Source organism: Roseburia sp. AM23-20 (assembly GCF_003470905.1).
In the GTDB taxonomy this organism is placed as follows: Bacteria; Bacillota; Clostridia; order Lachnospirales; family Lachnospiraceae; genus Roseburia; species Roseburia rectibacter.
Genome location: NZ_QRHS01000021.1, coordinates 1 through 25,250, shown reverse-complemented (window position 1 = coordinate 25,250; position 25,250 = coordinate 1). Strand labels below are relative to the sequence as shown.

28 protein-coding genes and 1 pseudogene are annotated in these 25,250 nt (G+C 41.3%); all 29 read left to right on the top strand.

Going from position 1 to position 25,250, the window contains the following annotated elements:
- The first annotated feature begins 53 nt into the window (after positions 1-53).
- Complete coding sequence (locus DW650_RS14675) at positions 54-830, top strand: ABC transporter ATP-binding protein (RefSeq protein ID WP_330414660.1); 777 nt, start codon at positions 54-56, stop codon at positions 828-830.
- Complete coding sequence (locus DW650_RS14670; protein WP_055194037.1) at positions 827-2,032, top strand: ABC transporter permease; 1,206 nt, start codon at positions 827-829, stop codon at positions 2,030-2,032. The genes DW650_RS14675 and DW650_RS14670 overlap by 4 nt, the downstream gene beginning before the upstream one ends.
- Positions 2,033-2,133: 101 nt before the next feature.
- On the top strand, positions 2,134-2,385 hold the full coding sequence (locus tag DW650_RS14665) for a hypothetical protein (protein ID WP_243006892.1): 252 nt from the start codon (positions 2,134-2,136) through the stop codon (positions 2,383-2,385).
- Positions 2,386-2,579: 194 nt separating this feature from the next.
- Complete coding sequence (locus tag DW650_RS14660; RefSeq protein ID WP_243102979.1) at positions 2,580-2,798, top strand: AAA family ATPase; 219 nt, start codon at positions 2,580-2,582, stop codon at positions 2,796-2,798.
- 270 nt (positions 2,799-3,068) lie between these two features.
- On the top strand, positions 3,069-3,338 hold the full coding sequence (locus DW650_RS14655) for a helix-turn-helix domain-containing protein (protein ID WP_015560316.1): 270 nt from the start codon (positions 3,069-3,071) through the stop codon (positions 3,336-3,338).
- A 24-nt stretch (positions 3,339-3,362) separates the two neighbouring features.
- Positions 3,363-4,079, top strand: a complete 717-nt coding sequence (locus DW650_RS14650; protein WP_006858389.1) for a LytR/AlgR family response regulator transcription factor — start codon at positions 3,363-3,365, stop codon at positions 4,077-4,079.
- Positions 4,080-5,375: a sensor histidine kinase gene (locus DW650_RS14645; protein WP_118210345.1), complete on the top strand. Its 1,296-nt coding sequence runs from the start codon at positions 4,080-4,082 to the stop codon at positions 5,373-5,375.
- Between the two features lie 160 nt (positions 5,376-5,535).
- Positions 5,536-5,688, top strand: coding sequence for a cyclic lactone autoinducer peptide (locus DW650_RS14640; protein WP_241070752.1), 153 nt, complete (start codon positions 5,536-5,538; stop codon positions 5,686-5,688).
- Positions 5,685-6,284 (top strand): accessory gene regulator B family protein, encoded by a 600-nt coding sequence (locus DW650_RS14635; protein ID WP_006858386.1) that lies wholly within the window; start codon positions 5,685-5,687, stop codon positions 6,282-6,284. Before DW650_RS14640 ends, DW650_RS14635 begins: the two co-directional genes overlap by 4 nt.
- Entirely contained in the window at positions 6,256-8,013 is a 1,758-nt protein-coding gene (locus DW650_RS14630) for a vWA domain-containing protein (protein WP_118210344.1), read from the top strand. The genes DW650_RS14635 and DW650_RS14630 overlap by 29 nt, the downstream gene beginning before the upstream one ends.
- 11 nt (positions 8,014-8,024) lie before the next feature.
- On the top strand, positions 8,025-10,205 hold the full coding sequence (locus tag DW650_RS14625; RefSeq protein WP_006858384.1) for a hypothetical protein: 2,181 nt from the start codon (positions 8,025-8,027) through the stop codon (positions 10,203-10,205).
- Between the two features lie 34 nt (positions 10,206-10,239).
- Entirely contained in the window at positions 10,240-10,668 is a 429-nt protein-coding gene (locus DW650_RS14620) for a hypothetical protein (RefSeq protein WP_006858383.1), read from the top strand.
- A gap of 17 nt (positions 10,669-10,685) precedes the next feature.
- The gene (locus DW650_RS14615) at positions 10,686-11,111 is read left to right on the top strand and encodes a membrane-associated protease 1 (RefSeq protein WP_117921944.1); all 426 of its coding nucleotides are present in this window, start codon (positions 10,686-10,688) and stop codon (positions 11,109-11,111) included.
- 108 nt (positions 11,112-11,219) lie between these two features.
- Entirely contained in the window at positions 11,220-11,663 is a 444-nt protein-coding gene (locus DW650_RS20335) for a J domain-containing protein (protein WP_118210343.1), read from the top strand.
- 52 nt (positions 11,664-11,715) lie between these two features.
- A complete protein-coding gene (locus DW650_RS14605) occupies positions 11,716-12,252 on the top strand; it encodes an FHA domain-containing protein (protein WP_055193079.1) in 537 nt (178 codons plus the stop codon).
- A 23-nt stretch (positions 12,253-12,275) separates the two neighbouring features.
- Positions 12,276-12,782: an FHA domain-containing protein gene (locus DW650_RS14600; RefSeq protein WP_006858377.1), complete on the top strand. Its 507-nt coding sequence runs from the start codon at positions 12,276-12,278 to the stop codon at positions 12,780-12,782.
- A complete protein-coding gene (locus DW650_RS14595; protein ID WP_118210342.1) occupies positions 12,779-13,609 on the top strand; it encodes a PP2C family protein-serine/threonine phosphatase in 831 nt (276 codons plus the stop codon). Before DW650_RS14600 ends, DW650_RS14595 begins: the two co-directional genes overlap by 4 nt.
- Entirely contained in the window at positions 13,606-15,357 is a 1,752-nt protein-coding gene (locus tag DW650_RS14590) for a hypothetical protein (RefSeq protein WP_118210341.1), read from the top strand. Before DW650_RS14595 ends, DW650_RS14590 begins: the two co-directional genes overlap by 4 nt.
- Before the next feature lie 5 nt (positions 15,358-15,362).
- Entirely contained in the window at positions 15,363-16,607 is a 1,245-nt protein-coding gene (locus DW650_RS14585; RefSeq protein WP_118210340.1) for a hypothetical protein, read from the top strand.
- Positions 16,608-16,612: 5 nt separating this feature from the next.
- A complete protein-coding gene (locus DW650_RS14580) occupies positions 16,613-17,305 on the top strand; it encodes a hypothetical protein (protein WP_118210339.1) in 693 nt (230 codons plus the stop codon).
- A gap of 17 nt (positions 17,306-17,322) precedes the next feature.
- Positions 17,323-19,914 (top strand): molecular chaperone, encoded by a 2,592-nt coding sequence (locus DW650_RS14575; protein ID WP_118210338.1) that lies wholly within the window; start codon positions 17,323-17,325, stop codon positions 19,912-19,914.
- Between the two features lie 14 nt (positions 19,915-19,928).
- Positions 19,929-20,702, top strand: a complete 774-nt coding sequence (locus tag DW650_RS14570; protein ID WP_118210337.1) for a hypothetical protein — start codon at positions 19,929-19,931, stop codon at positions 20,700-20,702.
- Positions 20,703-20,712: 10 nt separating this feature from the next.
- On the top strand, positions 20,713-21,204 hold the full coding sequence (locus tag DW650_RS14565) for a hypothetical protein (RefSeq protein ID WP_118210336.1): 492 nt from the start codon (positions 20,713-20,715) through the stop codon (positions 21,202-21,204).
- Positions 21,201-22,592 carry a hypothetical protein gene (locus DW650_RS14560; protein ID WP_118210335.1) on the top strand — a complete coding sequence of 464 codons (1,392 nt, stop codon included), beginning with the start codon at positions 21,201-21,203 and terminating at the stop codon, positions 22,590-22,592. Before DW650_RS14565 ends, DW650_RS14560 begins: the two co-directional genes overlap by 4 nt.
- 15 nt (positions 22,593-22,607) lie before the next feature.
- Positions 22,608-23,267 (top strand): hypothetical protein, encoded by a 660-nt coding sequence (locus tag DW650_RS14555; RefSeq protein WP_118210334.1) that lies wholly within the window; start codon positions 22,608-22,610, stop codon positions 23,265-23,267.
- Positions 23,254-23,769, top strand: a complete 516-nt coding sequence (locus DW650_RS14550) for a hypothetical protein (protein WP_118210333.1) — start codon at positions 23,254-23,256, stop codon at positions 23,767-23,769. Before DW650_RS14555 ends, DW650_RS14550 begins: the two co-directional genes overlap by 14 nt.
- Positions 23,766-24,293, top strand: a complete 528-nt coding sequence (locus DW650_RS14545) for a hypothetical protein (protein ID WP_118210332.1) — start codon at positions 23,766-23,768, stop codon at positions 24,291-24,293. The genes DW650_RS14550 and DW650_RS14545 overlap by 4 nt, the downstream gene beginning before the upstream one ends.
- Before the next feature lie 10 nt (positions 24,294-24,303).
- Complete coding sequence (locus DW650_RS14540) at positions 24,304-24,969, top strand: DUF4280 domain-containing protein (protein WP_118210331.1); 666 nt, start codon at positions 24,304-24,306, stop codon at positions 24,967-24,969.
- A gap of 9 nt (positions 24,970-24,978) precedes the next feature.
- Positions 24,979-25,250 (top strand): annotated as a pseudogene (locus DW650_RS14535) (hypothetical protein); the annotation flags it as partial.

Below are 25,250 nucleotides of genomic sequence, written 5' to 3'. Positions count from 1 at the left end.
TGGAACAGCATAGATGATGACAGAATGATTCATTTGTTTTTATGGAGAGGGTTATGGAAGAATTATTGAAAGTCAGTGGATTGTCTAAGACATTTCATCTGTCGAAGAAACAACAAAAACTGGAAAAGACCGCAGCCAAAGTTAAGGTTGCGGTGGATGATCTTTCCTTTTGTACTTACAGGGGGGAAGTTTTTGGATTATTAGGGCCAAATGGAGCGGGAAAGACAACAACGCTTCGCATGTTAGCAACGCTGATCAAACCGGATAAAGGTGATGCTCTGATTGACGGAAGCAGTATTGTGACAGATCCGAACGGTGTTCGGAAAAAGATCGGATTTCTGACGAGTGAATTAAAACTGGAAGAATTTTTTACTCCGAACTATCTGTTTGATTTTTTCTCCGAATTATACGGTATTGATCCGGCAGAGCGGGATGAGAGAAAACGGCTTCTGTTTCAGAAGTTTGGTGTGGATGAGTTTGCAGAGGTAAAAGTTTCTAATCTTTCAACCGGTATGAAGCAGAAGGTTTCATTGATCATTTCACTGGTACATGATCCGCAGATCATTATTTTTGATGAGCCGACGAACGGACTTGATGTTATCACGGCAAAGGTGGTGACTGATTTTCTGCAGGAGCTGAAAGTTGAAGGAAAAACGATCATTGTTTCAACGCATATTTTTTCGCTGATTGAAAAAATATGTGACCGTGTTGGAATTATTATCGATGGGAAAATGGTTTTGTGTGATACGCTCTCTCACGTGACTGCGGAAATGACGCTTGAGGATAAGTTTTTTGAAATCTATCGGGAAACGGCAGGTGAAATAGCATGAGTAAAAAAATGATCGCAATCATGAAAAAAGAGTTTGCCCGCTTTTTCGGAGATAAGAGACTGGTGTTTACCACAATTTTAATGCCGGGGCTTATGATCTATATTTTGTATACGCTTCTGGGGCAGGGAATTATGAAGCAGTTTGCCGCTTCGAAGGATTATGTATATCAGATCTATACGGTGGATCTGCCGGAGGCGTTTTCTTATTTAAAGACAGAGTCTGATCTGGAAGTGACGGAAATTACAGTAGAAAAAGAGTCTGATGTCTTAGAAAAGATCGAGGCGGAGGAAGCAGATCTTTTGATGGTGTTCCAGTCGGATTTTGATGCGGCTGTCGCTGCATATGATCCGTTAGATACCACGCAGGCAGCACCGGATATCAACATGTACTATAATTCAGTTTCGACGGAATCGTCGACGATCTACAATCAGATGTATCAGGTTTTTGATGATTATGAATCTTCTCTGGCAAATAAGTTTGATATCAATGCCGAAGAAGGTGTGAAATATGATGTTGCAACGGAAAAAGATACTTCCGCGCAGCTTTTTTCCATGCTTTTACCGATGCTTTTGATGTCATTTTTATTCAGTGGCTGTATGGCGGTTGCCCCGGAATCCATCGTCGGGGAAAAGGAGCGCGGAACGATCGCAACGCTGCTTGTCACACCGATGAAACGCAGCGAGCTTGCCGTCGGAAAAGTCTTAAGTCTGAGTGTCATCGGACTTTTGGGCGGAGTTTCCAGCTTTATCGGCACGATGCTGGCACTTCCGAATCTGATGGGCGGTGCGGCGCTTGAGGATGACAGTATGACGGGTGCGATGAGCGCTGCAGTTTACAGTGGAACGGATTATGTACTGTTGCTATTTGTCATTTTAAGTACGGTTCTGGTAATTATCGGTGCAATCTCCCTGATGTCCGGCCTGGCAAAGAGCGTCAAAGAGGCAGGAACGATGGTTTCGCCTCTGATGATCGTCGTCATGCTGATCGGTGTGTCGACGATGTTCGGGGATGGTGCGCCGAAGGAGGTTTACTGGTATCTGATCCCGTTTTATAACAGTGTACAGTGCATGAATGGAATTTTTTCCTTTGATCTTGTGCCTGTTAATTTTGTGGTAACAATCGTGGCAAACCTTTTGTATGCACTGGTTATGACGGCCGGGTTAGCAAAGATTTTTGACAGCGAGAAGATTATGTATAGTTGAGAGGCAGCAGGTTATAAATAAAAGTATAAAATCCGCAATATCAGTCATATATTACAGATAAGAGAAAATATAAAGTTATACAAATATGGGAGATTGCGCGGGTGCTTTTATCTGTAAAAAATATTTTTCATAAACAAAGAGTTCATTATCCGAAAGATGTTCTGATCGCTGCAGTTATTTTTGCAGCAGCAGTCTGTCAGTGGGGCGGCAATCATGAAAATGCCAGAGAGACATTGTCTTTTGCGGCACAGGAAGATACCGCAGAAAAAAAGGTGGCGATTACTTTTGATGATGACGTTATAATAGGACTAAGTCAAGAGATTAGCTATAAAGAAGCGGTTTCTATGATTTAGTCCTATTTTCGCTATTCTAAGGAGAGTAGATAGGGCAGCGCTGTTATATTAAAATCTTATAGTGAATAGCCGGGATCTGTCAATATTAGGGATATTGGCTGATGTCGTTATGACCAAAGCAGGGCTAAATCTAAATTCCATGAAAATGGGATACTTGATTTAGCTCTGCTTTAATTTTTATCGGGAGGAGGCAAGTGCTTAACCCTATTTTTATCCAAGTGCATATAAAAAATGTGATGATATGCTGTGACAGTCTGATTATTCCGGTACAGTCGGAAACACTGGCGGTAGAGGGAATGGCAGAGTTTCTAAGGGCTTTCCACAGAATCAAGAGCCACGCAAATGCAGAGACGCAGCAGGAGAAAACTAAGCAATGTCAAAGGAAACAGACTGAAAAAAAGTATTTAGGATAAAATAGAAATATAGTCTGGTTACACATTGGTAATAAACGTAAAATGACGTATATGTTAAGCTTAAAATGATAATTTTGCAAATAAAATAAAAAATTTCTTGTAGATTATTAAACCATAGCAAAATAAATTAGTATACAGAGCATTCTTAAATAGTCAAAGAAAAGATATGATAAAGGAAAATGAGTTTCGGAGATAGAAATGAAATTAGACTATTGCGCAATAGGTATGAGAATAAAAGAGCGTCGGATGAAGAAAGAATGGTCGTAGGAGATGCTGGCATCTACTGTTGGAATTTCTAATCCACATATGAGTAATATAGAGCGGGGAAAGACAAAAGTAAGCTTGGCAACTTTGATAGATATTGCAAACGCTCTGGATACGACATTTGACGCATTGATTTGTGATAATCTGGTGAAAGGGAAAGTTGTTTTTGATGAAGAAATTTCACAGGAATTGGAAGAATGCAGTGAAGAAGACATCAGAATTGTTTATGATATGGTAAAAGCGTTGGTTAAGAGTCTGGCAAAACGGAAACATTAGTTGTTACAGTGGGGGCAAAGATATATGATAAGGATCGGGATTTGTGATGATTTAGTAGAACAACTTCAGATACAGGAAGAGATGGTTAGGAATATCGTTTGCCGTTTGGGGCTGAATACAGAAATAAAATGTTTTCAAAGCGGAGAAGATTTGCTATGGGAAATGGAACAAAAAGGCAATATGGATATCATTCTTTTGGATATTGAAATGGGCGGGATAAACGGAGTTGAAACGGCAAGACGGATTCGGGAAAAGGATAACAGGGCAATTTTGTTCTTCATTTCCTACTATGAACAGTATTGTAAGGAAATCATTAATGTACAGCCATTTCGGTTTATAGACAAGCCTGTTTCGGAGGAGGAACTGGATCGTGGGTTTAGAGAAGCGTTTAAGGCGATGAGTCAAAAAGAAGAAATTTTTGAGTATACATATAAAAAAGTTCCATATAAGATTTTGGTAAATAAAATTCGTTATTTTGAGAGTGATAAGCGACAGGTGAATCTTTACAGTACAGACGGTGTTTCTTCCTTTTATAAAAAACTGGATGAAGTAGAAGCACAGTTAGAACAGATGAATATCAAGTTTTTAAGGATTAGTAAATCTTATCTGGTCAATGTGAACTATGTAAAGGAATTTCGGTATGAAAAAGTAGTGATGGATGACGGCAAAGAATTTAAAATAGGTCCCAGATATAAGGATAAAATAAGAAAAAGTTATATTGAATTGATGAGGATAAGCTAAATGATGAAAGTAATGCTGGCAGCCATTGAAATTTTTTCTTTAGTGTATCAGAGAATTTTTGCACAAAAAGTCCTGACACAAAGAAAGTATGGAAGAGTGTGGGAGTGTTTTGTATGGGGAATGTATTTTGTTATTTCTAATTTTTTTACTTACAGTTTTGCAAAAAGTGCGTGGGACAATACAGGAATATTTGTTGTCTCATTTTTTTTTGCTTTACGTATTTTATATATAGATTCTGCATGGGTTTTATCGGCAGTTACTGCTTTTATGGCAATTAGCGGAGCATTATCAGAAGTATTGACTTATTATGGATGGCAGATATTTGTTCAGAAAAGTGGAGTCAAAGTAGATACGGCAAATGAGGATTACTTACTATTGCTGGTTTCCAAGCTAGTTATGTTTTTCTTTATAAAAATATTGCTGGCGCTTATCAAGCGGCATAAAAATATCAGGTTGAATACACAGGAATGGGTTGAAATTTTTATGATTCCCGGAGGAAGCATTGTCATTTTAGCTGAAATGATCTGTCAAAAGGAAAGCATGAGCGAGACATTGGATTTTGTGGCAGCGCTTATGGTAATGCTGATAAATATTTTTACATATTATTTGTATGATAAAATTGGAGAAACAGCAGAAAAAAGAGTACGGGAAGAGGTTTTACAGGAGCAAAGTGAATATTATCTCAGACAGTACAATGAAAACATGAATCTGTGGGTAGAAATGAGTGAGTTCCGCCATAATATGACGGAACGGTATCTGATGGAGAAAATGTATCTGGAGAAAGGAGACTATGAGGCACTCAAAAAATATTGCGATAATTCTTTAGAAAAGTTACATAAGCAGAGAAAAGTATCTAATACAGGGTGTTTCTATTTTGACAGTATTATTAACTATAAAGCGGCGGTTGCTGAGACATTTGATATTAAATTTGAAACAAAGCTGATGATACCGAGAGATTTAAAAGTGGAAACAGAAGATATCTGTATCTGTCTTGGAAATTTGTTGGATAATGCGATAGAGGCATCCAAAAAAGTGAAAGCAGAAGAACGTAGTGTTTGCGTAGAAATACGAGTGGATAGAAGAAACCTTATGATGATGGTTTCTAACCATTACGAAGAAGAACGGAAAAAGAGCGGAAATCATTATATGACAACAAAAAAAGAAAAACACAGGCATGGATTTGGACTGAATATAATAAGGAAGATAGCCAGACGGTATGATGGGGAGGTTATCATTGATGATGGGAATCATCAATTTGTGGTGACAGTATTATTGTATGAGATTTTTTCTATGTAAAGAAATGTAAAGGGAAATAAGAGATGCGTGAGTGAGAGACAGGCGTCTCTTTTTTTTGCATAAAAATAAAAAAGTTACAGATAACCATACGATTCTTGACGTTTTGAAGATTCTGTGTCGAAAAATGGTATTATTAGGAAAAAAGAGAGGGGGAATCAAGATGAGAAATCTGTTAAACCGCTATTTGAGCAATTTAATGACATTTGGTCTGGAGAAAGTAGCAACAGGCGCTGCAACAAAATGCTGCTATTTTATTCTGCATCAGCCCAAGGTGCCGGAAAATCTCAAAAAGTTTTCTGAGAGTAAGAAATGAGAAAACTTTTTGAAAGAATCGTAGACTTCATGGAAGAAAATGGAAGCATTCAATCGGAGTACAGGGATATATATCTATTCGCGTTGCAGACCGTTGCCGTATATGCTTTCAATATTGGAACGGGTGTTGTCATTGGCGCGGCCTTTGGGGAATTGTTATATTGCATGATATTTCTGATTGCATTTATGCTGTTGCGGCAGGAAGCAGGAGGATATCACGCACCGGGATGGATGAGCTGCTATTTTCTTTCATGTGGGATTCTGGTTTTAACCTTGTTATGGATAAAAGCAGAATTTGCTTATCAGACCTGTCTTACAATCGCTGCGGCGTTGGCAGCGGGGATGGGGATATTTCTATTTGCTCCCCTGGAGGATAAAAATAAGCCTCTGGAGGAAGCAGAAAAGAAAGTAATCGGAAAAAAGGCGCGAATCATAGTTGTAACAGAGCTGATACTCGGAATGGTATTCTTAGCGGTAAATCAGAGAGCTGCATATGCGGTTTTGGGCGCAGTTATCTGGTGTGGAGTGAGTTATCTGGCATGGTCAGTAAAAAGATATACGGAGAAAAATGGGAAAAGTAGAGAAGATAACAATTAAATTGGCAATGCTGTTCATAGGGCTTTCTTTGCTGTTTCCGGCAAGGGTTTTGGCAGCGGAGAAGAATGAAATCAATGAAATCACCGAAAAAAAGCAGATTATATTTTTGCTGGATGCAAGCAAATCAATGCAGGGAGACGGACAGTGGATTGAGGCAGCGGACAGCGCATGCATGATAGCGTCGGCGTTGCCGAAAGAATACGAAGTGGCATTGCTGGTATATAACACGGAAATTGTTTATGAGGAAGATTTCGGAAACATTAATCAGAAAACCAGACATGCACTCGAGACGGTAGAACTGCAGGGCTACACCACCCCAGCGGTGGCGTTGGAAACGGCGGCTGATATGTTTGACAGTGCGGCGGCAGATAAAAGAGTGGTATTTATTTCCGACGGGGAAATTTCTCTGCGGGATCAAAGCGAAACAGAAATTGCAATCAGGCAGTTTGAAAATATGGTGGATCAGATTGCAGAACAGGGAATAAAAATTGACATGTTTGCAATCCCCAATGATAAGACGGAGAATGAGGTTTCGTATGGAACGAAAGTGACGTCAGGAGAGCAGTATACAGTAGGCGAAAACCAGACGATTGAAGAAATCACTGCAAAATATCTGTTCCAGACGTTACAGATAGAAAAAATAGAACTTGGCGAGGCGGTTTCCGGAGAAGGAAATATGACAGTGGATCTGCAGGATACTTATATGCAGAATGCAAAGATACTTCTCGTGTCAGGGGAAAACATCGAGGATTTTCATGTTGCAGGACAGTGTGAGAGCCTGAATATGCTTCAGGGAAACAAGTTTGCGGTTGCTGAATTGGAAAATCCATTGGAACGGCAGATTACAATGGACTATTCTCTGGAAAACAGAGGAAATGTCCATACTTATCTGATAAAAGAATATTTTTTAAAAGCTGATATGGAGAAATCCTATACATCAGAGGAAGGGACATTTACCCTGAAGGTAAATGTTGTAAACCATCAGGAGAAGCCGGTTTTGGATTCGGAAACTTTAAAAGACAGTATTTCTGTTTTGATTAATGGCAAGGAAGCGTCTTACCGTGTGGAAAATGGCACGGCGATGGTTCCGTATCAGACAGACGAGACGGCAAAAGTGAATGTGGAAATTGCAATTCAGCCGTCGGGAAATGTGGTTCATTACATAAAAACGGCAGATACGGTGGAATTGACAGTTCCGGTTGTAGAGGAGGAACCTGATTATACGGTTCTTTGGATTGTAATTATATCTTTATGTGCAGTGGTACTTTTGCTCTCTGTTTTATATGAAAGGAAAAAGCAAAAAAAAAACGATGGTGAGACGGGTTCCATTATCATAGAGAAGTCGGAACCTCCTGTGCTGCCGAAATATGATTTCTCAGGACAGTTGGCGGTATATTTGTTAAAGGGGGAGCAGGAAGACGACATTCCGCCCTGCAGTATTAAGTTATTCGGAAAATTACGAAAAAGTATATCCTTTGACTGGATCAAAGACCGCTGCGGGATTGACTATAAATTATCGGATGCAGATAAAATCAGGTTTACTGGCGGAAAAGACCATGCGCTGTGTTTCAAAAACAGTGGTTATGCAACAATCGTAAAAGAAAACCAGATTTTGAAACGGGAGAGAAAGTATTCTTTATACTATGGAGAAAAAATATTGCTGATTTTTAATAATGGAGGAACAGAAATTGAACTTCATTATAAAAATATGAAACCAAGCGAAAGGTAAGGAGGAACAAAGTGAATACAATAACACAGACAAACAGGACGATTCTCTTTGAGGAAATCAATCCGGAAAAGCTGAATCTTCTGACACTTGTTGGAGACGTCAGGGGGGTAAACAGCGTAAGTGACGACAAAATCAAAGAAATAAACGATGCCTTGCTGGTGAGAAGTTTTGATGAATTTTTGGAGAAATTTGAGCCGGTGGTGTATTCGTATTTTGACGCAAACAATCAGAAAGTAATCTATACGCTGAAAAAACCTGAAACGATTGAAGATGAGTTACTGAGTGAAATTCATCTGAACCGCCAGAATGATTATCTGAAAATGCTGATGACGCTTGTTGAAGCAAAGCGGGCGGAGGGAAGCATCAACGTAGATTTTAAATTTGAGAAACTGACGGATATGATTTCACCCAAAAAGGTCATGGACGATATCCGACAGAACCGAAAAGAACTTCAGTATACCTACAGCGAATATGCGAAACTTGAGGACGGCGATCCGAAGAAGTTAGATACGGCAGATAAGCTGAATCTGATGTTTGAAGAAGCAAGTGTCAATTACAACAATGTAATGGCAATGCTGCCGCTTGCGATAGAGGATATCAAGACAAGGCTGTTGTTGGGCGATGGACAGAAGAAAAAAGACGAAGCGCCGTTAAGCATTGGCGTGCTCAGTATGGATGAACACGGAGAACTTAAGATTTTAGAGGCGCCGAAGGAAAACAAAAAAGAGCTGATGGTATTAGACGACAATGCCAACGCCGGACTGATTCAGGCAATCGAGAAAGACTATATGGATTTGAACGAGGACGGAAATGAGTATGTTATGTCGTTGGTTGCAAGAACTTTCTGTCCGCTGGCATCTACGATGGAGAGTGTGGTAGATATTGAGAAAGAAGTAGCGAACTACAATTCTTACCTTGAGTTCTACAAGCGGAGCAAGGATGATTTTATCAAGACAGTAAAACCGTTGGTGGAAAAAATCATGGGGGTATGGGCTTTCTTCGAGCAGTATCCGAGAAACTGCAAGGGAATGAAACCTTCTCTGGTGGTATCGAATGTGAGCAACGATATGCTGGCAAAGAGCAGCAACATTCCGCGACTTTTAGCATATCTCAATACGGTAAACGCAAAAAATGATTTTGAGAATACCATCTGGTATGCCATTGTTCCGTCGGTTTCCTTAAACAGCAGTTCTAAGCTGAAGGCGGTAAAGGAGCGTTTTAAAGGAAATGAGAACGTAGAGAAAGAGGATGTGAACAGCATGGAATCGCTGGTTCGGATTCTGGATGCGCTGAAAGATTATGAAGTGCAGTGTTTCTTCAGCTATGAGACGGGGGACAAGACCACCTTTAATGTTATGGCGACAGAGGGAATTGAAAAATATGAAACAAAATGCACGCAGTTGATTGGCAAGCCTTTTAGTGAATATGCAATTCCCTGTATCCCGAATTTTACCGTAATACCAAAAGACAAGTCCGGCGTCATTCTGGATAACAAAATGTACATTACAGAGCAGAATACGGCAGCGCTGTCTAAAGAAAAAGAAGATGTTATGAAAATCTGGATTGATGGTGTCTACATAGGAGCTGCTTATGTGGCAGCCGGTTTGGTGGCAGCTTACCAGAGTCCGGACTACTTAAAAGAAGTGTTTAAGAAAAACGTGGACGATGAGCTTCCGGGTGTCCGGTTTGACATTGAGTCAGGAGATCACGCACTGCAGGTTCGGACTACCATGGCAAAAGAGATTACAGGATACACCAACGATATCAAGAGCGATATCAACCGGAAGAATTTCGGATTTGTATTTTCTTCCGAAAATGCAGTGCTTAAGGATATGAATATCCAGAACATTATGGTCTACAAGGCACGTAACCTGCTGACAGACGGAAAGAGTTATGAGCCAATCTATAAGACACAGGTGACTACTTACATTCAGAGAGTGATGCGTTTAGCGACAGGCGATTTTAAGCAGGAAAATATTGTGGAGTTTTTCTCCAGCAAGCCTACCAGCCAGAGAAGCAGATGGATGGAGAAGAAGGATTGCATCAATGCGATTATCGGAAACGGAGACGATATCCGGTATTCCATCGACGAGGCAGCGGGATACTGCACGCTTGATATCGCATTTAACGGTAACGTGAAGAATCTCGAAATCGAGATTAACCGGGTCAACAGCGAGGACAGAACATTTTAAATAAAGTCTAAAAGAAAAGAAGGAGGAAACGAACATGGGTTTTAGATTAGCAGTGAGTGGAGGCGCAGAGAACATCAATCTGGACGAGAAAACTATCCAGAAAGTTACGTTCAGTTCCGATTCCGCAACAGATTCCAACGCAAGGGCTACAGATTTTGGCATTGCAGTAAAGATTACCGGAAAAATGTTGTATAAGGTGGGAGCAGACGGAGAAGACGGAACACTTGGATTATCCAAATGGTCTCAGGTTCCGTCCGAGCAGGCAGACTGCTACAGAAATGCACAGATCGATGTTGTATCAGCAGGACAGGTGGTAAGAAAGTACACAATCCCCAATGCGTTTGTCATGGAATATGAGGAGCATATGGATGATGAAACCGGTGTGGGTACATTTTACCTCCACATCAAGCAGAAAAAGGACGAGAATGATGCGGTGAAGATCGAAGGCGGCTACGGTGAATAAAGAAAGGAGAGGAAATTATGTCATTTTTAGTAAAAGTCGAAGGAAGCGAGAGCTTTGAAGTGGAGAAGGAATGTGTCAGAAGCGTAAAGGTTACTACTGATATTCCGCTGGATTCTAATGCGAGAACGAAGGATGTCGGCGCAACTATGGTAATTACCGGAAAGATTTTAGCGGCTTTGGACGGGGATATTACTGACAGTACCAGGAAGCTGGCATTATGGTCCGTTGTTCCGGCGGAGAAAGCGGATTGTTATCGGAAGGTGACAGTAGAGCATGTGGCAGGCGGCGTAATGGAGAGAAAATATTGTTTCCCAAACGCATTTGTGCTTGACTACAAAGAAGAGTTTGGCGATGTAGAGGGAACCGGAACCTTCACATTAGTACTCAGACAGAAGAAAGACAAAATCGCTTCTGTAGCGGTAGAAGGAAATTATTCAGCATAACAGCAGGGCGCAGATTGTCAGCAAATAGGACAGCCTGCGCCTTAAATCGGCAATAGAAAGCGCATTTTACGGGCTTTCTATTGCCATGAATGAAAGGTTGGAACAAATATGAATCCATATCATGTATTAGGGGTTTCGCAAACGGCTGATGAGGACACCATAAAAAAGGCATATAGAAAAGCGGCAAAAGAATGCCACCCCGATACACATCCGGGAGATAAGCGGGCAGAGGAACGGTTTAAGGAAATCGGAGAGGCATACCGGATTCTGAGCGATAAACAAAAAAGAAAAGAGTATGATGCCGGGGCAGCGCAGAAAGAACAGAAAAGTGCGGCAGGAAGGAACAGCGCTGGGACAGGAAGGAACGGTGCTGGGACGGGCAGAAAGAATACCGGAGGAGGAACGATTGATCCGGGAGATATTGAAAAGGAATTTGAACGATTTTTTTCCATGGGAAAGCAGAGTGAGAAAAAGGAGAATCGCACGCAACAAAAGATTAATCCCATGGATGTGACAGATTTATTTGAACGTTATATGGGATTGAAACGTTGAGAAAGACGATTTGATTTTTCAGACGCAGATTTGCGGTGATATTGAGGTGAAAATGAATAAGAAAAATTTCATGGACATGATGATATGCAGTCTTTCCGCTGCAATTATAATTCTATGTTTTACATATATGGAGCAGAGCAGGGGGCGGGATACGCTTATGGCTGTCTGCGGGATTGTATTTCTGGCATTTTTGCTGCTGGCAGTGACGGATTCTCTGTCCGGCAGACAGAAAAAAAGAGGAAATGGGCGGGGAATACAGGAACTGTTGCTGTTAGATGAAGAGGGAAACGAAATATCAGCCTGGCATATTGGCGGAAAGACGTCCCTTTTAATCGGACGGGACGAGCATAAGGAAAACGTGGACATTAATCTTCAGAATACAGAGTATGGCGGAATGGCAGACCGTCAGCACGCCGTGTTAAATTATGCGGCGGGGCAGTGGTATATTGAAGATTTAGGAAGCAGAAACGGCGTAAGAATCCAGGATGCGAAGGATGGCAAAGTGTATCAGGTGTCAAGGGAGCATCCCTGCCGGATTAACGCAGGCGATATTATTTTTATCGGGAATACCAGATTAGGGGCAAAATAGCGTGTACATATGGAGGAAAAAACATGAGTGGAAATTTAATTCGCTGTCAGAACGGACATCTTTTTTCAAGCAGGAGATATGGAACAGTGTGTCCGTACTGCAATATTGAGACAGCCACGAAAGAAAAAAAGTCAGTGGAAAAATCGCAGGAAGAAATTGAGGACATTCTTTTTCTGGAGGAGGAGAATCCGGTCTGCGGCTGGATTGTATGCGTAAAAGGTCCGAGAAGAGGCAAAGATTACCGGGTCATGGACGGAAAGAATTTTGTGGGACGGGCAGATGATATGGACATTCAGATTCTGGGGGATAACAAAATCGCACGGAGAAATCATGCGGTGATTGTATTTGATGCGAAGAAACGGGAGAACATGATTTTGCCGGGAGACAGCAACGGTCTGGTCTATCTGAACGGTGAAGCGGTCTATCTGCCGCAGCCGTTAAGTGCATATGACGTGATTGAGATGGGGGAGAGCACATTCCTTTTTGTCCCTTTCTGCGGGGAGCATTATATGTGGGAGGACGATAAATGAGTGTCCCGTACCTGACAGTCTGTATCTTATGCGTTTTCTTAGGAATTGCATTTTTGTACCGTTTTTGTCTGGTATTCCGGAGCAGCAGAGAGGGATATGAGACGGGAGCCTGCAAGACCATCGGCAGCCGTGAAATACAGATGGATTACTTTACAATAGAAGAAAATGAGAATGGTTTACTGGCGGTTTTAGCAGACGGAATGGGAAAAGAAGCGGGCGGCAGAATTGCTGCTAAGACAGTCATTCGGGTTTTTAAAGAAATTTTTGAAACGTACAACATGGCAGACCACCCGTCCTATTTTTTTAAGAAAGCGTTTCAGACGGCAAACCGGGAAATTTTAAAACAGATGGATGAGGGAAGAGGAATGGCGGCAGTCAGCGCCGTTATGATACAGGGAAGATTTCTGTTTTACGGGATTGTCGGGAATGTAAAGATTGCAGTATTCCGAAATGAGGAATTGATTCCCCTTGGAACGGGACACACCGTAGATGTGCTGGCACAGGATAAGTATGTGGAAGGCGTTCTGACAAGAGAAGATGCCCTGTCTATGCTGCAGGAAAAAAGAATTTACAATTACCTGGGAAGAGACGGTTTTAAGGAAATACAGTTCTACGACAAGCCGGTTCGCTTACAGGAAGGGGATGTGGTGGCAGTTTTCAGTAATGGAATGCAGGAGAGCGTGACATGGAAAGAGATGGAAGACTGCTTAGCCCGGAAGAAAAGCTGTAAGAGAATGGCATTTGATTTGGTGGAACTGGTAAATCAGAAAAAAGGCGATAAGGATAATGCCAGCGTAATTCTGATAAGAGTTGGAGAAATGACATGAGAAAACAGAACAGTGATTTTGAGGCACGGTTTATTTCCGAAGAGGGAAGCAGGTTAAAAAACAGAGATTATTTTGGGTATGTGGAATTAGATGAGTTCGCCTGCTATGTCATCGCAGACGGAATTACGGAGGTCACGGATGTAGAAAGCGCAAGGCTTGCCATTGAGACAGTCATTCTTAGTTTTCAGGAAAATCCATCTCTGTCAAAGCGGGCTGTAAAGAGATTGTTAAAGCGGGCAAACCGGGCATTGTTAGGAAAAGAAAGTGACAGACGGTTAAAGGCATCTATTACAGTGGTTGTAACGGATTACCAGAAGATGAGATATGGATATGTGGGGAACACAAGGCTCCGCATGTACCGGGGAGGGGCGGTTTACCGTCAGACGAGGGATATGTCTCTTGCCCAGGAGATGGTGGAGCAGGAGAAAATTGCCAAAGATGAGTTGATGCAGCATGAAGAGAGGAATAATCTTTATGCCTATCTGGGACAGAAAAATTTTAAACCCGTGGTTTCAAAGAAGATAAAGCTGGCGGAAACCGACATGATTGCTCTGTATACAAGGGGAATCTGGGAGAATGTGGACGAGGCGGAACTGGATGATGTCTTTGCAGAAGCTGACAACGAAGTGCAGACAACGGTGGATAATATCGAGGACTTATTGCTTTCAAGACAGCCGGAGAATCTGGACAACTATACGCTGGCAGTTATTTTTGTAAATAAAGTATACCAAAATCCAGAGAAGCGGAAACGGATAAAAAAAATAGTGATGATTACGGTTATTGTTGTCATAGCGGCAATCGTTATCGGTGTGGTGCTGTGGTTTCTGCGTGATAGAAAAGTGCAGCGTACTGAGGATATGAATTATCATTTTACCAATACGGTGGAATATATCAATACCGGAAATTATGTCAGGGCAAAGGAGGAATGCGAGCAGGCGCAGAAACTGGCAGAAAAGCTGAAAGACAGCAGTATGAGAAACCGTCTGCAGGAATATTCCTTTGTTATAGAGACTGTGATACTGGCAGATGAAAGCTACAGCAGCGCAGATTATGAAGCGGCCGAAGAATACTATCTTTCTGCATTGGATCGCACCAGATATGCGGACAATGTAGGGACGGATTACATAGAAAATAAGCTGGAGAATATCAGCGTATTCCTGTCGGTGGAGGATTATATAAACCTTGGAGATTCCCTGTTAGAGCAGGGCGATTATGATGGGGCGGAAGAGAAGTATCTGCTGGCAAAAAAAGCTGCATTGTCCGTACATGATACGGAGGGCAAACAGACCGCTATGGATTCTCTGGAAAAGCTTTATGAGGAAAAGGCAGATGCCGAGAGCGCGGCACAGGAAGAAGCAGACAGTCAGGCACAGCAGACAGTTGCCGCAGCGGAGATGGTGGCAGCAGGAGATAAGGCATGTCTGGAAAAAGATTATGTTGGGGCGAAAGTTTATTATACGATGGCAGTTACCAAATATGGTGAAGTAGCGGATACGGCGGGACAGGAAGATGCACAGAAAAAATTGGATGCCGTAGAAGAAAAGTTAAGTGAACAGGAGGAACAGAAAAATACGGCGGCTGCCTATGAAAGCCAGGGAGAAGCCTGCCGGCAGTCCGGGGATTTGTGGGGAGCAAAATCACAGTATCTGTCTGCAAAATCGGTTTATCAGGAACTTGGGAGTGATGAAGATGTGCAGAGGATAGAGGGAATTTTGAGCGATATTGATATGCAGATCACAGAGGGGTAAATATTGTGGAAAGTATTACAGATTTACAGCAGCACATACGAAAAAGGCTGACAGAAATAGAGGATCTGGATGAGCGGAAGGACGCAAGGGAGATATTGTTAGAAGGTCTTGTGCCGATTTTTGAACGGATGGAGAAACGGTATCTGGATTTGGAAAATCAAATCAAACGGGAAATAGAGATTCCAAATGAGAAATATGCAGTCTCTATGACGGTTATCACCCAGAAAGATTATGACCCTATCAACGGAACACTGTACCCGGTTGTTCCGGCATTACTGCAGGAGGATAAGGAGCAGGAGAAGCAGGAAGCAATGCCCTGCATTATCTATTTTGCGGGCAGTTATCAAAAGAAAGCAGAATTTGAAAAAGCAGCAGATTTTCAAGGGGTCGATGACAGCGGCAAATCCTATACCGTCCGGGTGCACAAAGCAAAATGTTATCAGCAGGCGTTGTCGGAGCTGTATCAGGTATTCGTCTATAACAAGATATGCTGGACAACAGTCAATACGGGATATCTGGATAGATTTTATGAAATAGATACGGACGGGGAAACGGATGGAAACGGTTTGAAAATAGATTTTGGCAGCTATGAGGAAGATATTAAAAATGACATGCTGCTGTTATGGAATATAGAAAAGTTCACATTTCAGTGCCGTAAATTTATGGTTCCGTGCATTGATGAGAAATATTATGAACATGAACTGGATTTAAAAAACTATGATTTGGACAGCGGATATATGCTTGGGATCAATGAAGATGTCCTTAAAGTCAGGCATGAAAAAGATAAAATTATTATGACGTCGCTGAAAGAATCTTTTCGGGATTGGGAAGCATATCGTTTCATTGAAAAGACAGATACAAGTTCCCATGGGTATACCTGCGAAATGTTAAGCAACAGCAGAAAAAGCAGTTTTTTTCAAAATTACAGAGAACGGCAGGAAAGTTCCCTTGGCAGCCGGACAGAGTTGTTTTGGATGGTACAGAGCTTTGAACATAATGTTTATGTAGAGTTAGAAAAGTGTGAGGTGCTTGAAACACCACCGGAGTCCTGTCTGGAAGGGGATATGAATCCATTTTTGGGAAATACCATTTTCCCGATGGAGACAAGAAAAATTCTGGCATTGTATTTTAGACGAAAGGGACAGAAAAACAATTTTTGCGAAGATATGGTACGTTTTTTTGTGTCACAGATACAGTTATCGGTCTGTGAATATAAGTGTGTCGGTATTTTGCAGGACAAAGGAGTTTAAATTTTATGCAGTATATCTGGGAGGTTGTGCTGGCAGCAGAAAAAAATGGAATCAGGGAAGCCGATTTGCGGTATGAGGTGGCAGAGGTGCGAAGCCCATATCTGGAGGTTTCTTTTAGTGACTTAAATACGCAGACCGTAGAGCAGACTGTTGTAGAGGTAAATCCATTTTACCGCTTTTTTGATATTTTCAGTGAGATATTGGATATTAACCAAAAGGAATATGAAAAGACAAGGGAAATCTTTGTGGATACAGTCTTTCATTATCTGGCATTGACGGACTTGAGGATGGGCATGAGCAAAAAAGATTACTATCTTAAGTTCTTAGCAGAGGAATTGGAAAGCGGACAGTTTGGAAGTAAGGCAAAGGCGGCAATGCGGTTATTTTCACGGTATGAAAAAAGATATCTTGTACTGGCTCTCATGGATGTGGTGGCTTCCCGCAATTATCTTGAAATTTTCAAATGGTTGTTTCAGGAGATATATATAAATTCCATGATATACGTCAGCATGGATTGTGCCAATGAGCTTTATATTTACGTTGGAAGTGCAGAGACACAGGAAGAAAGAGAGCGGGTTCAGTTTTTATTAGACACCTTTTTGCCAATAGGTATGAGGACAGAAGTCTTTTATCTGGAACATTTTGGAATCCTGGATATGGAAGAAACCATGGTGATAGATAAGGTACTTTTAATATAAATGCGGAGGTGATAGGTATGGAGGCAACCGGAACGGATACAAGGAAAAACGAAATGAAATATGAAAAATCAGAACTGGAGTTGATGACCACCTATCAGCTAAGAGAAATCTGCCGTCGTGAAAAAATCATGAACGGTGTCATACACCCTCTCGATAAAGAAGAACTGATCCAGACCATTATGCGTTATATGGGAAAAAGACAGGACTTCTTTATCTGTGACAGGAAAAAAGGGGGAGAAGAGCGGGTAGAAGAATTTTTAAAAAAGACCAGAATTGTGATAAAGCCTTGCAAAGAATTATACTGCCAGTCCCAGATTTTAGCTTACGAGGGACTTTCCATCGAGTATTATGACGGCTATACCATTCCTTATAAGAAAGAACTGTCAGGAACAAATGCCTTTTTAATGGGAAGCGATATGACACTCTGTGCAATTTTAAATCTCAAAGAGCACGGAGGGAGACAGGAAAAATTGTATCTGACCAAGGCTGCGGAGTTAGAGACACGGGAGACACAGAGAAAAGATTACAGAATTTTCTGTATGGGACGTCAGACATCGGAGAGCTTGTATCATTTGTATTATGGTGAGCACACAATATTGCCGGAGCATATCGAGGTTTACAGTATACCGTTGATTGATTTTGTGGTGAGAAAACCGGTAACGCTGATGCTGCCTATGGCGATTGATTTTGGTTCTGTAAATACCACTGCCGGAGTGTATCTGGATTCTGCTTATTTCGAGCATGTGGGACAGCAGGCAGCAATAAAAAATTGCAGGGAAAATGAAATCAATTATACGGTTTTTGAGGACGGCGCAGGGGAAAGTATGCTATTGCCCAGCGTGATAGGAGTATTGGCAGTGGAAGAAGAGGATTACAAGCTGCTGTTCGGTTATGATGCGATAAGGCTGGCAAATGCAAGTTATGTGGATGAGGGTTTTTGTGTCTTTTATGATGTGAAACGCTGGATTGGGGAATATGACAAAGAGGAAGAAATTGTTGACAGACAGGGACGGCGGAGGTTGGTAAAGAGGGCAGAGATTTTGCGCCGCTTCTTTCTATATATCATAAGAAAAACGGAGAACCGTTTTAAATGCCGCATTTCGCAGGTACATATCTCAAGTCCGGTGAAGCAGAAGCATTATTTCCGCAGAATGTTCCGGGAGATACTGCCGGAATATATGGCGGGTCAGGAAACGATGCTCGATGAGGGAATGGCTGTATTATATAACACCATTTCCAATATGTTAGAGCAGGAGACTCTGGAAGAAAATGAAGAATATGAAGCGCTTATCATAGATTGTGGAGGAGGGACAACAGATTTATGCTCTTATCGTTTTCGCATTCAGGATCGCAGAGCTGCTTACAAAATCTATATGGAAACTACATACGAAAACGGCGATACGGACTTTGGCGGAAATAACCTGACATACCGCATTATGCAGATATTGAAAATCGCACTGGTGCGTGCCAAAGGAAATCAGAATGTAAGCAGTGTGAAAGAAATCTTAGAATATATGGATACGGATATTTACCGTTTTATTGATTCTCATGGAGTAAAGGCGTTTTATCAGTATTTAGAGCAGGAATATCAGAAAGCGGAAGAGACACTTCCCACGCGTTTTGCCGATTTTGAAAGATATAACCGCAGCGAGTATTACAAGGTGAAAAATAATTTTTATACCTTATTTAATACAGCGGAACAGATAAAAAAAATATTTTATGGGAAAGTCGGAGCGTTGGAGGTCACGGTAACTTCGGAACAAAAAGGACAGCGGGAAAATACTGTTTTATTGGATAAGTGGAAGCTGTCTTTCTGGAAAGGGAACAGCCTTACAGTGGAAAAGATGATACCGGAAGTGATGATGAACTATTTTGAGATAGAGCTGCTGTTATCCGGCGAGATATACGGCATTGTACAGAAATTTATGGAGGAATTATACCACAGCGGAAGAATACAGGATTTTTCCTTTATTAAGCTGACGGGGCAGTCCTGCAAGATTGATTTGTTCAAGGATGCGTTAAAAGAGTTCGTTCCGGGGAGAATGATACAGTTTCGGAAAAGGGCGAATATTGATGCGGCAGATTTTGAATTAAAGATGACCTGTGTGGACGGGGCGCTGAAATATCTGCGTGACCGGAAATATGGGCTGGCAGATATTCACCTGAACAATGGAAAAGCTGTGCTCCCCTATCGGATTACCGCTTATACCCATAATGGAAAAGAAGTGGTACTGGTGGATGGTTTTAAAGACTGGGATACGGCGGGAACTATTTCGAGGAATATGGAGGATTTGATTCTTCCGCTGTATTTGAAAAATAAGGACGGGGAGGAACATTGCCGTTTTCAGTATGTATGCAGGCAAGAAGATTTTTCACAGAAAAGCTATGAGGAGATTGAGGCGGTTTATGGTTCCCATATTCTACAGAAAGAGACGGACAGTATTGAGAATGGAGATGTGAAGTTCTTCGTATGGGCAGAACAGGAGGAATGGGGATTTCAGATTGTTCCGGTTTACTGTGAAATGGATGAGCTTTATCTGGGAAAAGCAGAATTTTTCAGTTTCGAGAGTGATAACTGGGTGAACAGTTTTTTTGACGGGAAGAAATAGGAGTGTGAAGTTTCATGGAAATCAGGGTTCCGGTGTTTGCGGGCAGGCGTATTTTGAAAAAAGAAAGTTTGTGGGATATCAGGGATTACACCTATGCAGGATGGCAGTTGTATTATGCGGATCATACGGATGGCTTGTTAAAGGGCTGTGAGATACATACAGAAGATGGTCGGCTTGTCATCGGGAAAGGGATGTTGAAATTTCACGATTTTATCTATTTGCTGATGGAAGAGGAAGAGGTAGCTTATCAGCCCAAGAACAGGTGGCAGGTTTTGAAAGCCGAATTTTTGGAGGATGATACAAATTTAGACTACAAGGCTTACCGTGTCAGATTTTTTCTGGATGAGGAGCTGGAGCTGGGCGAGAACCAGATGGAAATGTGCCGCTTCTATCTGCGGGAAGGTTCGACACTGCGTGACAGTTATAAGAATTTTGCGGATATGTCAACCGAGTACGATACGGTAAATCTGATCTGTGCTACGGTGGCAGGGGTTGGGGAAAAAACGCTGCACCCGGTGGTGGTTAAGCAGTTTGGAGAAGAAATTTGGAATGCGAAAGAGAAGGAGACTTCTGATTTTGCTTTTTCTTATATGATTGCAAGTAGCAAGGGAAAGATAGAGCGTCAGTCTATTATAAGGTATTTGCAGGATAAAGGCAGGAAGGAAAGCGAAAAAATTTTATCTGAATGGGATAACAATATGATTTATGCAGAGATGGAACGAATATTAAGGCACAGAGGTACTGGACATGGAAAGGGCTATGATAGAAAGATGATTTATGTAGAGTGAGGTGGAGACGATGGAAATGGTATATGAGAAGATAAAACTGTTTAGAAAACAGATGGAAATTTTAATTCCGGAAGGATTTAAGGATATGCCGGATTATGTTGCCAAAAAGAAATATCCATCAAAGCACAGACCACCGGTCATATTGATGGATAAGAATAATATGGTTAATTTTACATTTCATCTCATGGATATGGCGCTTGCAGAGGGACAGTTAAAAAAGGCGGCAGAGGGATTTGTGAAAAGTATGAAGCAGGTGTATGTAAATGCAAAATTTCAGGAATTACAATATGGTGAACGGAATGATGGCGGTAAAATAGCATGGCTTGCATATGAAACAATGGCGATTGATGCAGATATTTTTAATATCATGTTTATTACTCCATTAGAAGGAAAACTGCTGTATGGTTCATTTAACTGCATTTTGGGAATGCAGGATGAGTGGGAAGAAATCGCAATGTACTGTATCAGGACGATTACGAAGGTAGAGGAGGAGCAGCAATGAGAGCAGTTCGTATTGAGACATCTCCGTTTCAGATTCTATCATTGGTGGAATTTGAAAGCATATTAAAAAAGAATCAGCATGGCTGCGCTAAGATATCCGGTTATATATCTGCGGAAGAAAAAAATCGGATAATGGCTATGATATCGGAAGAAACATGGGCGCATATCTGGTTTTATGATGAAACCGAAGGGAAAAATATTTTATTTTGCGGCTATATCGAGGATTTGAGAATCCATGCGGAGGCGGACACATTTTTGTTGACGGCACTTTTAAAAACGGGGACAGGTAAGATGGATATGGGAGAGCGTATTGGAGTGTATCAAAATGCATCCACCTCCTACCAGAAAATACTTGAAACCATAGTACAGGGATACACAGATGGAAAGCTCCTTATGGGAACGGAAGCAGGAAACATAGGAAAGATGGTTGTCCAGTATAAGGAGACAGACTGGGAATTTGCAAAGCGTCTGGCAGCTCAAAAAAATACTGTATTAATGGCAAATGAGAAGAGCGCCGGTGTGAAATATACTTTTGGAATTATAGAAGAAGCGGGGCGTGAATTGTTATCCTATGAATCGTATTCCATCGTAAATCTGATTGGGGAATATCAGATAAAGAAGAATTGCGGCATGACGGAAAGTGATGCTGTGGCGTATAAAGTAAAGACTCGGGAAATATTTTATCTGGGAGATGCCGTATGCTTCCTTGGAAAAAATTATGTTGTTGGAGAAGTGGAGCGGAAATGGGAAGGAAACGAAATATATAACTACTATCTGCTGGAAACCAAGGGAGAATTACGGCAGATGCCGTATGGCAACAAGAAGATTATTGGTGCATCCTTGAAGGGAAACGTGACATCTGTAAAGAAGGATACAGTAAAAGTTGTATTGATGGAGGATGAAACAGGAGGATGGGCAGGGCAGAAGTGGTTTGCTTATTCTACAATTTATTCTTCACCGGATGGCACCGGCTGGTATTGTATGCCGGAAAAAGGGGATAGTGTCCGTTTATATTTTCCGAATGAGAATGAAGCAGAGGCATATGTGAATAGTTCTGTGAATGAACAGTCATCAAACAGTTCGGCGCGCAGCAATCCGGATGAGAAGTCCATAAAAAATAAGCAGGGAAAAGAAGTTTTGTTTCAGCCGGACCGGCTGATTCTCACAAATAACAATGGGATGTCGGTCAAGATCATAGACGATGAAGGAATCATAATAGAAAGTGATAAGAGTATCACAATCAGGGCAAAAGAAAATATAGGAATTATCAGCATGGAGCAGGGAGTGGAGATGTCTGCGCCGGAAAAGATTGCATTTCAGCAGGGCAACACCATGTTAGAGCTTGCGGATGATATCAATGTGCAGGGTGGACGTGTAAATATGCAGTAATACAGAGGAACGATAATGGAAAAATTTCTTGATGAACTGATATTAAGTGAGCGTAAAAAGAGGAAAGAGAAAGTTCTTGATGAGCAGATTGATTTGGAAAGAGATTTGCCGGAGCAATATCTTCAAACGGTAGTAATGTCAGATAAAGCGACCAGTATAAAGATTCCTGCTTTTATGAATGATTTACCGGAGAAATTGGCGGAACAAAAATATGAGTTTGAGCCAAAGCCACAAATTATTAAAAGTACACAAAATGGAAATGTTAATTTTACGTTTTCACTGCTTGATGTATCAGTGGAACCGGGACAGCTTGGAGAAATTTGTCAGGGCTGCAAGCGGGCATGGAGAAGAATTTTACCGGAAATGATTTTTTATGAGGAAGGGGAGGAGGATATTAACGGTATCAGAGTTCATTGGATGGAATATTCTAATAATGCAGCAGGCGGAAAACTATATAATTTCTTATTTTATGCAGCAACAGAGCAGACACTTGTGGGGAGTATGAATTGTCCTTATAACAAGCACGAGGTTTGGGTAAAAATAGCAAAACTTTGTATGAGAACATTAAAAGGAAGAGGATATGACGGAAAGACAGCAGCAGATCATGGAAATAGGGAAAGGGATGATGGAACCCAGATTTATGGGGCAACTTCCCGAATTGATGAAAAACTATAAGGCTGAGGAAACAGAAATAATAGCAGGACTGCAAGAAAAACTACAGGAAGTATTTCAAAAAGCACAGCAGATGCAGAAAGTGGATAGAAAAGGGAAGATTTGCACAATGGGTGTCAGCTATCTGCAAAGTAGTGTATTGACAGGAAGTTATGATCTGAGAATTGATTTATACGATAAAGAGTTTTATTTAGATAGTGCAGAATGCTGTACATACTGGAAACCAGCGTTTATTACAGAATACATACAAAAGGATATAAAATATTTTAAATATAACATACATGGCAAAGTGCCGCAGATAAGGACATATGAGATACAGGAATTTATGGATGGCTATATCATCAACTACTTGTATTTACTGGCACAGTTTCTGGAGCAGATCATGCCGCAAATCCTCTGTAAAGTCAGACCTGCCTTCCGGGAGGTCATGGATGACGGTATGCATGTGATTTTTGGAGAATACATGGGAAAAGGAATGATCATAGTGGGGGAGACAGAGGAATGAAGTATTATCTGTTAAACTGGGAGGAAAAGGGAAATCCGGTGCCGAGGATCCGAAACTGGATGGAGAGACTGGATTATCAGGCAGTTCAAAAAAGAGAATTGGCGAAGTTACCGGAGCGAACCATTCTTTTTTTGGAAGAAAATCAGGATACACTATTTTCTGATGTGATAGAAAAACCGTTTTTTCTGGTGTCAAAAATGTTTTGGGATGTGTCAAAAATGTATGAAGTGCCGGTCAGAGGAAAAGAAATGGTTTTGCTTGATGGCGTGAACGGTTTTGCAGAAATTTATTATATGCCGGTGTATCCACGATATCGTTGTCTTTCAGAAGAAACCGTTTTTAATAATGATTATTCTGTGATTCAAAAATTGATATTGGATAAAGAGAAGATAAAATATGTACCTCCGGTTTTTGAAGTGGCAGAAGTAGAAAAAGACTATCTCATCTGTCGGTTGGATTTTATAGAAAGTATTGTGCGAAGAGGTGCAAAAGGAATCAAACTAGCAGAGCTTAAGGTGGAATAGGAGGAGCTGAATGTCAAAAGGAGATAATTTTGCGAATGGCGCATTGGTGACACGGGCAGGAAATGCGAAAAAATCGTCAGAAGAGTTAAATGGTATATCAGAAAGTGCACAGGAACAGCATGAGATGGAGCTGCAGGCATTATTTGACCAATTAGAATTGGAGGAGGGCGAAGAGGTGCAGTTCCCGTATCTGGTTCGGGGAGCGGAGCTTTACTGTAATTGCGGGACGCATAAAAGGAGATTAAATTTGCCAATATGCCATGGGGTGTATACAAACGGGCAGCCTATGATGCACGAAGAAGATTGTGAGGTTGGGGATGACAAAAATATTCCATCTTTTGGAATTTGCCAAAGCGAAGAGAATCCGGTAAACAAATCATGGCTTGCTAAGACTGCAGAAAAAATAAAAAATTTTTTCGCAGGAGAGGAGGAAGATGAGGACGCGGATAAAATTATTCTGCAGACAGAAGATGGGCAGAATGTAAAAGGATATCCGTGTACACCCTGTATTGTTGGAACATGGAAAGACGTATATGATTCAGAAAAAATTCTTAGAAATAATGCAGACGGAACAAGTGAGGGAGATAAATTGTCTGCATTGACACAGAGGGCATTTCTTGTCTGCGCCTATGGCGGGTTGATAGAACCTATTTCGTCAGGTCAGGAAGAAGAATAGGAGAGGCTTATGGCAGAAGGATTACAAAGGAGAATTGAATATTCCGATTTAAAATTTATCAGTTCCTTTGCCATGGAAAAGATCCTTGATTTTCAGACATGGGAGGTGCCAGGGGAACATGCCAGAGGAAACTTTCGACTTCTGTTGTCAGAAAATGAGACAGGCATAAACGGCATGAATGCACCCATACAGCTTTTGGGGCAGGGGAATACTGCGGGAGCTTTGTTCAGCGGATATCCGGAAAAGGTGGAAATCAAAGAAGAAAGAGGATACAGGATTGC